At 41.7% G+C, this 11,399-nt stretch carries 12 protein-coding genes; 7 read left to right on the top strand and 5 right to left on the bottom strand.

The features are described from left to right. Positions 1-93 precede the first annotated feature (93 nt). Entirely contained in the window at positions 94-1,188 is a 1,095-nt protein-coding gene (locus tag H8B21_RS03820) for an IPT/TIG domain-containing protein (protein ID WP_190312440.1), read from the top strand. A gap of 36 nt (positions 1,189-1,224) precedes the next feature. Then, positions 1,225-2,130, top strand: a complete 906-nt coding sequence (locus H8B21_RS03815; protein ID WP_190312439.1) for an endonuclease/exonuclease/phosphatase family protein — start codon at positions 1,225-1,227, stop codon at positions 2,128-2,130. A 55-nt stretch (positions 2,131-2,185) separates the two neighbouring features. On the opposite strand, the gene H8B21_RS03810 is transcribed toward H8B21_RS03815, so the two are convergent. Genes H8B21_RS03810 through H8B21_RS03800 form a run of 3 tightly spaced genes read right to left on the bottom strand, consistent with a single transcriptional unit; the run spans position 2,186 to position 6,026 of the window. Next, positions 2,186-4,048: a M1 family metallopeptidase gene (locus H8B21_RS03810; RefSeq protein WP_190312438.1), complete on the bottom strand. Its 1,863-nt coding sequence runs from the start codon at positions 4,046-4,048 to the stop codon at positions 2,186-2,188. A gap of 5 nt (positions 4,049-4,053) precedes the next feature. Continuing rightward, positions 4,054-4,548: a hypothetical protein gene (locus H8B21_RS03805; protein ID WP_190312437.1), complete on the bottom strand. Its 495-nt coding sequence runs from the start codon at positions 4,546-4,548 to the stop codon at positions 4,054-4,056. A 14-nt stretch (positions 4,549-4,562) separates the two neighbouring features. Beyond that, positions 4,563-6,026, bottom strand: a complete 1,464-nt coding sequence (locus H8B21_RS03800) for a WG repeat-containing protein (protein ID WP_190312436.1) — start codon at positions 6,024-6,026, stop codon at positions 4,563-4,565. A 79-nt stretch (positions 6,027-6,105) separates the two neighbouring features. Here H8B21_RS03800 and pepT point away from each other — a divergent pair, with 79 nt between their 5' ends. The 4 genes from pepT (at position 6,106) to H8B21_RS03780 (ending at position 9,786) form a co-directional block, all read left to right on the top strand. After that, the gene (gene pepT, locus H8B21_RS03795; RefSeq protein WP_190312435.1) at positions 6,106-7,374 is read left to right on the top strand and encodes a peptidase T; all 1,269 of its coding nucleotides are present in this window, start codon (positions 6,106-6,108) and stop codon (positions 7,372-7,374) included. 17 nt (positions 7,375-7,391) lie between these two features. Then, positions 7,392-7,970, top strand: a complete 579-nt coding sequence (locus tag H8B21_RS03790; RefSeq protein ID WP_190312434.1) for a nitroreductase family protein — start codon at positions 7,392-7,394, stop codon at positions 7,968-7,970. A gap of 65 nt (positions 7,971-8,035) precedes the next feature. Then, on the top strand, positions 8,036-8,512 hold the full coding sequence (locus H8B21_RS03785) for a copper resistance protein NlpE (protein ID WP_190312433.1): 477 nt from the start codon (positions 8,036-8,038) through the stop codon (positions 8,510-8,512). 98 nt (positions 8,513-8,610) lie between these two features. Then, complete coding sequence (locus tag H8B21_RS03780) at positions 8,611-9,786, top strand: MFS transporter (protein ID WP_223814817.1); 1,176 nt, start codon at positions 8,611-8,613, stop codon at positions 9,784-9,786. Here H8B21_RS03780 and H8B21_RS03775 read toward each other — a convergent pair. Continuing rightward, on the bottom strand, positions 9,779-10,195 hold the full coding sequence (locus H8B21_RS03775) for a PIN domain-containing protein (RefSeq protein ID WP_190312431.1): 417 nt from the start codon (positions 10,193-10,195) through the stop codon (positions 9,779-9,781). The two genes, H8B21_RS03780 and H8B21_RS03775, sit on opposite strands and share 8 nt — an antisense overlap. Continuing rightward, entirely contained in the window at positions 10,195-10,443 is a 249-nt protein-coding gene (locus H8B21_RS03770) for a DUF6364 family protein (protein ID WP_190312430.1), read from the bottom strand. The genes H8B21_RS03775 and H8B21_RS03770 overlap by 1 nt, the downstream gene beginning before the upstream one ends. A gap of 165 nt (positions 10,444-10,608) precedes the next feature. Here H8B21_RS03770 and H8B21_RS03765 point away from each other — a divergent pair, with 165 nt between their 5' ends. After that, on the top strand, positions 10,609-11,397 hold the full coding sequence (locus H8B21_RS03765) for a hypothetical protein (protein ID WP_190312429.1): 789 nt from the start codon (positions 10,609-10,611) through the stop codon (positions 11,395-11,397). Positions 11,398-11,399: the final 2 nt, after the last annotated feature.

The raw sequence follows: 11,399 nt of genomic DNA, 5'->3' as shown, positions 1-11,399 counted from the left end.
TGCAGCGAGAAAAAATAAAAAGACGATATCTGCAAGTTGCTAAAAGGAAATTGAGTATTTGAGTACAAAAAAGAAACCTAAAAATAATAGACCATGAAACACTTTACTTTTTGCATGCTGTTGACCATGTTATTGTTTAGCAGCTGTTCGAAAAACAATGAAGAGCGGGTGGCTTTGGATTCGCCGCTGGTACATTCCATTGATCCGCTTGAAGGCCGCCCAGGTACGGTGGTGACTATTGAGGGCGAAAACTTCAGTCGTCTACGTGTAGACAACAAAGTTCTATTCAATGGTGTGGAGGCTAAAATCATTCACTTCAATGAAAATACGATTCATGTCAACGCGCCAGAAGGGAGTACGGATGGGCCTGTAGCTATTCAGGTCGCTGGAAAATCTGTGGAGGGGCCGGAGTTCCATTTTATACAACCACCTCCGCCGACAGGGGAAACGGTGGTCGTGAAGGTGTTGTCTTTTGGTGGGCACGCTACTGCAAATGCCGCGGCAAACAGTTTAATACCGTACTACGCAGACCTAGCTAAAACACGAGATGTGGATTTCGTTATAGCGCGTGAGCTAGACAGTATGACCAATCGTTCGGGAAAGGTGGATCGTCCTAAGTTGTTTTCGGAACTTTCCGGTTTGCCGCATTATCAATTCTCTCGTGCTATACCTGCCGATTATCAAACTGGTGCATTTGGGCTGGCGGTGTACTCGAAACATCCTTTAGAAACCCAATGGAGCCACCACTTAGAGAATAACCGTGTGCTGAGCGTTTTGCATGCGCAAGTGACTCCGCAAAGCCGGATTGCTTTCGCCGGTGTGCAAATGGAAGATGTTACCAATGCGGGAGGTCCGGGTCTACGCAGTAGTCAAGCTACAAAAGTAATAGATGCACTGAATGATGTCATGATACCGACGATTTTAGCAGGAGGTCTTTTTATGTTAGACCAAAAACCATTAGAAGATCCGATGTTCAAAATTTTTAACCAAGAAGGGTTTGTTCCCGGATGTACCAGCTGCGAATGGACTTCGGCATCTGGAACGGGGGTTAATAGACGCGATGTTATTGCGGACTTCATCTCGTACCGTTGGGCCAGGGAAGCAAGAATAATCAAGTATGAATTACTTGAAACAGGGCCGGGATCCGATAGAAAGCCGGCGTATATAGAGATCGAATTTTCGCTATAATAGAATATAGATAATATCATTAAATCAAAAACAACAATGAAATTAAAAAGCGTAAAAGAAAGGTTGTTTGCAGCCATACTAATATTGACTATTGTGTTGGGTGGAGTAGCATGCAGCAAAGGGAATAATAATGTTGAGCCGGAACCTAATGAACCCGATGGCAAAGCGGTAATCGTTGCAACTTTCAATATAGGATATGACAACCCCGGTGCTGGGGCTGGGAAGAGATGGACGGACCGACGTCAGGCGGTCGCTAAGCTTATAGAAAAACATAAGTTTGATGTATTTGGTGCGCAAGAACCTCTTTTTAATCAGTTAGAGGATTTAAAAGGTTTGTTGCCGGATTACACCTATTTTGGTGTTAGCAGAGATGGAAAAGCAGATGCGGGAGAGTTCGCACCAATTTTTTATAACAAAGAAACGATTGAAGTGTTGGAATCGGGACAGTTCTGGCTGACCGACGCAGACGATAAGTCTGTGCCAAGCATTGGGTGGGATGCGCGTTATCCGCGGACTTGCGTTTGGCTTAAGGTTAAACATAAAGTTGCAAACGAAACATTTTTTGTATTTAACGTGCATCTTGACCATATTGGCGGTATAGCGCAAAGAGAAAGCACTAACTTGTTAATGGAGGAAGTTCCGAGAATAGCAAAAGGGGACCCTTACTTTTTAATGGGTGATTTCAATTATGGCCATAACAGCGCCAACTATCAGTTGCTTGTGGGTTCTCCAAACTTTGTCGATACACATGGTATCGCGAAGCGGAAAATTAATGGTGATAAAGGAACATTTCCCGGTACTCCGTCATATGGCAGAATCGACCATATTTTTGTCAATGAGACAAATTCTCCGACTATTCGCAGATACCAGATTGTTACGGATTCTTTTTCTGGAATATTACCGTCAGACCACTCTCCTGTATTAGTAGAGGTGGTTTTTTAAGTATTAATCTATTACCAAAAATGAGCTGGGGGACAATCTAGCCTCAGCTCATTTTCTATCTCACCCAACTATTATCCGCCGATTCAATATCCGCCAAACGCAACGATGGATCTATCTGCACTTTGACCGGCTTTTTATTTATCGATAGCGTATAAGTCGGCTTTGTCCAGAACCAATCTTCCGATACCGTACGCCTTACGCCCTCGTATATAGAAAAGATTTCTGCAGGTTTTTCACCGCGCATTTCGCGTAGTGGGATATAAAAAAGTTCTTTCGTACCGTCTTCATATTCCACTAACAGATCAATTGGCATGGCAAGATTCGACTTATTCACTAAGGTAATTTCTTTGTCGGTAACATTTTCTATAGCGTAATCAATCTTGCGTGTCGTGTTCACAAATAGATTGAAGTACCATTTGAGATTTATGCCGGAGATTTCTTCCGCTACACGTTTAAAGTCATTCGGAGTTGGGTGTTTGAACTTCCATAGCTCGTAAAACTCCAAAAACGTTTTATCTAAGTTTTGCTGGCCGATAATATAACCGAGTTGTTGTGCGAAAACCTGTCCTTTATTATATGCCTGTTGGCTATAGCCGTAGTTGGTGTCGTAGTAATCCGCGAGTAAACTCATGGGTTCTTCTTTACCAGATAAAGCCAGTTTGTAATAAGCTCGATAAGCGTTGATGACCGGGTTACTATCTAAGCTTCCCCTTTTCTCAAACAAACTTTGGAAACCCAATTCCTCGATATAGCTTGTAAAACCCTCGTCAAACCATTCGTCCACCGTTTCATTGATGCCAAATAAATGCTGATACCAAGAATGGGCAGCTTCATGGAAAATAACACCCACTAAACTTTTAATGTTGCGTCCACCTGTCACTAAGGTTGCGGTTCCATATTCCATACCACCATCGCCGCCTTGGACAATGGTATAGGTTGGCCATGGATAGGCTCCAAAACGTTCGGCACAAAAATCAAAAAACTCAGCAGCAAGCCCCTGAGCAGTTTTCCAGTTTTCTTTTACTTGTTTATTAGACGGCAAATATACGGTATACACCGTTACCCCGCCTTTACTTTTCGTGGAGTCGACGACAAACTCCGGGTCGGCGGCCCAAGCAAAATCATGGATGTTCTCGGCTTTGAAGTTCCAGGTAGCTTTTCCGTTGGAAGAAATTACTTTTGCTTTTTTGTCGTATCCTTTTACTTCCGTTGGGTTTTGTAATACACCGGAACTTCCAACGATATAATCTTTATGAAGGTGTAAGGTTACATCAAAATTACCAAAAGGGGCGATAAATTCACGGGCGACATATTCATCTAAGTGCCAGCCAAACTCATCGAAGTGTGCCATCTTCGGATACCATTGTGTCATGGATAAAGCTACGCCTTCTTTGGAATTTCGGCCACTACGGCGTATTTGTTCCGGAACTTGTGCTTCCCAGTTCATATCGAACGTGGCTGTTTCTCCATGTTGAATGGGAGTAGGTAAAGTAACTTCCAGTATGGTGCCGTCTTCTTTAAAAGTCGTAGGCTGTCCGTTCATGGTGAGCGATTGTATACGCTGATAACCGATTTGTTCCGGTGTCAATGTCGCAATTCGACTTTGGATCTTCGGATTTTCTGTTGTGCCGATATTGGAGGTCATCCGCGGATCGGGGTCAGCGATGTTGGCTAACCGGTAATCCATCATGCTTCCCGGTTGGAATGCATTGAAATACAGATGAAAGTATACCTTTTTAAGCGATTGATTCGAATTATTGGTGTATTTCAACGTCATTTTTCCTTGATACTGATAGTTCTTTTCATCAACATCAATATCCAATTTGTAATCGACCGCTTGTTGCCAATATCCTGCCCTTTGTGCAAATACGACAGTATGGAAAAGCGTTAAAAAAAATAAAAGCAATTTTGTCTTCATATCATCTACATATAATAATATTCGACGCCCTCTTGTCTTATTGCGTGGACGAGCGCATTGAGGTCATCGGCTTTTTCAAATAATTTATTGCGCCAATATCTTTTTGGTGTTTTGTTTTTCTTAAAGAAGAACAACATAAGGTTGCCGCCTGATCTTGGCACATTGCGTAGGTATTTAATATCATCCAATGGAAAAGAATCCTCTTGTTGATTCTTAAATTGTATTATGATCTTTCTGTCTTGTATGGTCCACACCGAATCGTTCTTACTCCATCGGGTACTACAGAAAATTAGTAACGGCAGGCTTACCAACACAACCAGAATCTTAGCGATTTCGGATATAGGAAGTCGGGAAGCGATTGCAGTTACCAGGCAAACTCCTGCTAAGAGGAGAAGCATATATCGTCCGCGATGTAGTGTCGCTATATGGAAAGACTTGATGGTCATGCCCCAAAAATAAGAAAGAGCGGCCATATAGCCGCCCTTTTGGTTAAATATCACGAGTTATTTACGGACTATTCCGTTTCCTTCATCTGCACATACTCCCCTTTCGTGTTGATATACAACACGTCTTCATCATCGGTTTCATTAATTGCCGCTATACCATCATAAAATGGTGTAGCGTATTCATATTTAAAGGGAATGGCTATTTTTCCATCTTTGGTAATGTAGCCATACTTATTGTCTTGAAGCGCTACTACCAGGTCATCCTCATTTGCCAGCAACAAGTAATCGTGTCCTGCAGTAGTTTTTTGTTGCGATTGGATATCCACGACATAATAACGCTCGTTTTCCATGATAATGATGTGGCTTTCGTCATATTCCATAATGGATTCAAAATTTGCAGGTAAAACGATAGTGCCATTTAGATCAATTAATCCCGTTTTACCATCTTCGGAAAATAACGCGAGTCCTTTTGAAAAGAACGAAATGTGATCATATTGAGCCGGAATAACAATTTGCTGGTTATAATCCATAACACCAGTTTTTCCATCTGTAGAGAAGAAAATAATTTCAAGTTCGGGATCCAGGGCGAGGTATTCCCATGTACAGGGGATAACTTCCTGCCCGTTCGTGTCGATAATACCATATTGGAAGTCCGAGTTTGTGACAATAGCATGTGTGCCTACAAATTCATTGATAGACGCGTATTTTGGAGCCATGATGACCTGTTGATTATCATCTCGGATACCGATAAGGTGGCTTGTGGAATCCTGGAATGCATATAAATCATGTCCTAGCGGCATATCAAAGAAACTGAGGGCATAAATATCCTCTTGTAACGTATAGTCTTCGGGAATTTCGAATAGCGAGGAATCAAAATCGACTTCATGCACCGCACTAGCTTCAATACCGATTCCAAAAGCACCAATATACAGTGCTGCTCCGGGTATATTTTTAAGATAGGCATATTCTCCCCAGTATAAAGAAGGGAGGGTTTCATTATACCAAATTTCCAGTCTCGTGTCTTGTGTGAGAGAGGCATCAAATTCATCGGAGTCAAACTCCAAAACGGCTAACTTGCAAGGCAAGCCGGCGATGGTCTTGCTGGTGTCCGCGACGAACCGTATAGGCAAATCAGCCGTGCTGATGACGACCATGTCATCTTCAGTTTCATGAATATTTACTTTATCTGTCGCATCGATGGTTTTAGTATAGGCCTGCATAGAGGGGTAGAGCGTATACGAATCATTTGTATTGCGGTTGGTAATTTGGATTTGGTTGTTTTGCATAATACCCTGTGTCTCCACCCGGATAAAATTTTGGTTTATCCAAGCTTCTACCTGTGGTGTGTCATCCTCACCGAATGCTGCTGCCATCGCCGCTAGCAGAGCAAGAGAACTGTCTTCTGCTGTGTCAGCTTGCGTAAGTGTTTCTGAAGAAAGAGCGAGTTTGTAGTCAATTTTAAAAAGCTTCTCCTGTGCAAAGACAGTCAAAAAAGAGAAACTGAATAGTAAAGCCAATATACTTCGATACATAGATGTTGTGTAATTAGGCTGCAAATTTGAGAAAAAAACTGCAAAACTTTCTACCTTTGAACGATAATTACAAGTTTGTATGATTTATTTTGATATAAATAAGATAAGCGATTTTCAGGTAGCGGAACGTTTTATGCGCTACGTCCAGATTGATACGGAATCCGATTCCCATGCGACTTCCTTTCCTTCCACGGAAAAGCAAAAGGATCTGAGTAGGCTTTTAGTGTCGGAATTGCAACAAATGGGATTAACGGATGCCCATCTTGACGAATATGGCTATGTTTATGCAACTATTCCATCGAATACAGATAGGGAAGTTCCTGTTATATGTTTCTGCTCCCATGTGGACACTTCGCCGGATTGTTCGGGTAAAGACGTTAAACCGCTGGTACATGCTGATTATCAAGGTCAAGATATCGTGCTGCCAGATGACCCGTCGGTCATTATTAAATATAACGAACATCCCGATCTGGAGCATCAATTAGGTCATGATATAATCACAGCCAGCGGTACAACGTTGCTTGGGGCAGATGATAAAGCTGGAGTGGCAGAGATTATGGATGCCGCACGTTTGTTGATGAGCCATCCCGAGATAAAGCACGGTGAAATCAAATTATTGTTTACACCTGATGAAGAAGTGGGACAAGGTGTTGAATATGTAGACTTGAAAAAATTAGGTGCGCGGTTTGGTTATACGATAGATGGAGAAAAAGCAGGAACCATCGAAGATGAGACATTTTCGGCAGATGGTGTGCGTGTCGTTATTCAAGGAATATCCGTGCATCCCGGTTTTGCCAAGGGAAAAATGTTTAGCGCGCTGAAGGTAGCGGCTGATATTATTGCGGATTTACCAAAAGATAAATTGTCGCCGGAAACAACGGCGGAGAAAGAAGGATTTATCCATCCAACCGAAATGAAGGGAGGAGTGGATAAAGCAGAAATCAATTTTATCATCAGAGATCACAATACGGCCAAATTGGCGGAATATGAAGACATATTGCAACGGATCATAGAACATGTGGTGGCACGATATCCCGGAGTATCTTATACGTTCGATGTTAAAGAGCAGTATCGGAATATGAAAGAGGTACTCGATCAGTATCCGGAGATTATGGAGGTTGGTTTGGAAGCTATTAAACGGGTCGGACTTGCACCCGAACGGAGAAGTATACGTGGTGGTACGGATGGATCGCGGCTTTCGTTTATGGGGTTACCTTGTCCAAATGTATTTGCAGGCGGACATGCCTTCCATGGTAAAATGGAATGGATCAGCAAACAGGATATGGAAAAAGCGGTATTAACTATTTTGCATATTGCCAGTATATGGGAAGAAAGAAGCGGAAAATGAATAATGAATAAAAAGTAATGAGTAACGAAAAAATGAACAACGAAGTATTAAGAGCTATTCACAGCAGAAGGACGGTAAACCAGAATAGTTTTACCAGCGAAGATATCTCCAAAGAGGATATCCTAACTATTTTGGAAGCAGCTAATGCTGCACCCACTCACAAGCGCACACAGCCGTGGCGTTTTGTGGTATTTCAAAAGGATGGGTTGAATCGCTTAGGTGCAGAGCTGAGCCGGATTTATAGAGAAACTACGCCGTCCGAGAAATATACGGAACTGGCAGAACAAAATATGGCAAAGAAAGCGACGATGTCTAATATTGCGATTGCTATTGTTGTGAATTACACGGGAGAGCTTCCCGAGTGGGAAGAACTAGCGGCGACGGCTTGTGCAGTGCAAAATATGTGGTTGGCGGCACATTCGCTCAACATTGGGGGCTATTGGGCTTCCCCGGGACTTATCAATCATTTGGGATCCTTTTTGAACTTAGAAGACAATCAACGATGTGTCGGTCTTTTCTATATGGGACATCATAACAGTGAACCGCGTGAGCCGGTCCGTTCTCCCATCGAGGAGAAAATTCGTTGGGAAAGGTAGGTGCTATTTAAAAGCCTTTACGAATCGGAAATGGCAAGCAATTTGTAGTTGTTAAAAAAAATGCTATGATTAAATTATTTTATGTGGCTTTAGCAGTATTTGCTTTTTCAGCCTGCACATCGCCCAATAACTCACAAACAAACTCGGAAGAACAAGAAGATTCTTTGGCAGATCAGGTCGTTTCGAATCCTTTGGAAATGGAAAATCCGGATCCGGCACACAATTCTCAAAACTCGGTTGATTGGATGGGCACTTATGAAGCAACTTTACCGTGTGCAGATTGTCCAGGTATTAAGACGGTTTTGGTTCTCCATGAAGATAAAACATTTGAAATGAGCAGTGAATATCTGGAAAGATATACGAAGTTTGAAGACAAAGGTACGTTTGGATGGCAGAACAACGGTTCTGTTGTGCATTTGAAGGGAAAAGATACAGACGTTAAACTGAAAGTCGGAGAGAATATTTTGTTCCAGTTAGATCAAGAAGGTAATGAAATTACCGGAGATTTAGCAGAATATTATATTTATAAAAAGCAGATGTAACAAATGTCAAATTTACCAAGGACGAGCCTGCATACATTGCGGGCTTTTCTTTTATTGATTAAGTTTGCCTCGATCGAATGAATGGTATGCAAGAGAATATGAAGAACCCCCAACTTACGCCGACTATATTGTGGCTGATGGCTATTTTGTCGGGTTTGATTGTCGCTAACAACTATTATAATCAGCCCCTATTGGGGTTGATCGCCGCAGACTTTCAAGTAAGCGAAAGTAGTGTAAGTAAAATTGCTGTGCTGACCCAAATAGGATATGCTTGTGGATTACTATTCATCGTGCCGTTGGGAGATAAACTATGGCGAAAGAAGTTGATTCTGGTGGATTTGACGCTCGTTATTCTGGCGTTGTTGTTTATGGCATTTGCCCGACAGCTAACGGGTCTTTTTGTCGCCAGTTTTTTTATCGGGGTTACTTCGGTAATTCCGCAGCTATTTGTGCCGATGGCAGCGGAGCTCTCCAGTCCGGATAAAAAATCGGTCAACATTGGTATGGTCATGTCTGGGTTGCTGATCGGGATATTGTTGTCTCGTTTTTTCAGCGGCGTAGTCGGTGAGCTGTGGGGTTGGCGGACGATGTTTGAAATAGCGGCGGGTATGATGATACTTGCCTGGCTGCTGGTCTATCGCTACTTGCCGGAACTACGCCCTAATTTCGAGGGGTCTTATGGCTCGTTGATGCAATCGGTATGGCAACTGGCGAAAACCCAGCCTGTCCTGCAACTAGCATCGTTCCGTGGAGCAATGGGTTTTGGCGCCATGTCTGCAGTTTTCACAACACTTGTCTTTCACATGGAAGGGGATCCGTTTAATGCGGGTTCATCGGTAGTAGGAGGGTTTGGTTTGATTGGTGCTGTAGGCGCTTTGGCAGCGGCTTTTGTCGGAAGGTTAGCCCAACGGTTTACCCGATACCAATTGATTTATTACGCGCTATTCATATTATTGCTCAGCTGGGTGTTTATCTATTTTGGAGGATATACCTATTGGGGGTTAATTATAGGTATTATTTTGATTGATCTGGGATTGCAGAGCTCGCACATCATGAATCAGTCTGATTTTTTTGCTTTACCTACCAATGCTACGAATCGATTAAACACGGTTTACATGGTCAGCTATTTTATTGGTGGATCTTTAGGAACCTATCTAGGAGCTGTAGGTTGGCAATATGCTGGTTGGACGGGGGTATGTGTAGTTGGCATAACCTTTAGCATCTGCGCGTTGGGCGCACATGTGCTGTGGGGAAGAAAAAAGCGTATTATCTGATTGTTTTCAAGTAGCTTTCAGGAGTCATTATCGCCAAACTACTCGTTTTATAATCTTTGGTATTTCTTGTTATGATGATCTTAATCCCTTTTTCCTGTAAAGCCGAAAAGTTTTGAAGCGCATCTTCGAAATCCTTAAAATCTGACGCGAGGGCATTTAATATGGCCTCTTTAGGAGTAATTGTAACATCTATGATTTTCATCAGTATTTTTATATTTTCAATTACCTTTTCGTGTTTAGCTGTTTTTCTTAGTAAATAATAGATGTTGCTTAACATTATAGATGTTACAAAGCCTTTTATTTCTTTTCTCTCGCATAAACTCAAAATTTGAGCAGCATCTTCTGAAAAAGGCTTGCGATCGAAGAAGAAATCAAGAATTACATCCGTATCAATTAAAATCTTATCCATTATAGATATTTTTCTGATAAGCGGTCAGTAAGTTCTTTTTTGTAGTCAAAATCTTCCGGAAGCTTGAAAGAACCTCTTAAGGATTTAACTAACGGCGTTAATTCGTCTTCGTCATTTATTTCCTCATTTACCAATGCTTTTAAATAATTCTCAATCAAATCGGAGAGACTTCTCTCTTTTTTTTGAGCATATTTTTTAGCCTTTTCGATGGTAGATTGCTCAATTGTTAATGTAAGTTTTGTATTCATAACCAATTCTTTAAATGTAAAGATACAAAAAAAATAAGGACACGTGTTTGTTTTTGTGTTTTTACACGTGTGTTAAAGATTGGTTGTTGGTGAAAAATAATTTACGTAAGCTTTCATTGCCATTGAAAAAAACAATTTTTTAATGAAAAATAAGTAAATTGCAACATGGGATTTGCAACGAAGAAACCAAAACGCTGGGAACTGCGACAGTTGACATGGACATTCATATCCATTGCTATGTTCATTCCTTTTCCAGTGCATATCTTTCCTTTCGTCATGTTATCCCAAGCCCAAAAAAGCAAAATCCGCTCTTGGTATGCTACAGGTGTTGCACTATTGATGGTGGAACTGGCGTTGTTCGCTGCGTTCGTTTATTTTTTTGGTGCAATGTCGCAAGGCATGCTCTTAACACTCGGGGGGTATGTAACTTCCTATATTGTCGGAAATGGCTTACTATTGAACCGGGCGAAACCCTATTTACAGCGTTTGGAGTTGGCAGAAGTGCGTCCATTGGCTTGGATTCCGACGGCTTCGTCCCGAAATAGATTACAACAATTGCCCCAAGCGACGTTGGACACACCTCAACTTTTTATAGAGAGACTACTGCACTGGCGCAAAGCAATCAATAATCGGGCAATACACCAGAATATCGATAAGATTATCCACCTCTTTCATCTCTTGGAGCAACGTGACAAAATCGAAGCAGAGAAATTTCTTGTTCGACATTCCACGGTCGTCAACGTATTAATGAAGTATGATGAAATTGAAAATTCAAGGCTTAATAACCAGGTGGCGATAGAATCCAAAAAGAAACTGGAAGAAGTGATTGCTAAAGCGGCAATAGCTATCGAACAGGAAGTGACTAATCAGTTTAAAGCGGGCATCTTAGATGTATCAGCCGAAACAGATGTATATATACAGACATTAAAGAATAGGAACCTATTAAAAGATTAACT

This window comes from Sphingobacterium chuzhouense, from assembly GCF_014692525.1.
Lineage (GTDB): Bacteria > Bacteroidota > Bacteroidia > Sphingobacteriales > Sphingobacteriaceae > Sphingobacterium > Sphingobacterium chuzhouense.
This window is presented reverse-complemented; position numbering and strand designations above follow the sequence as displayed.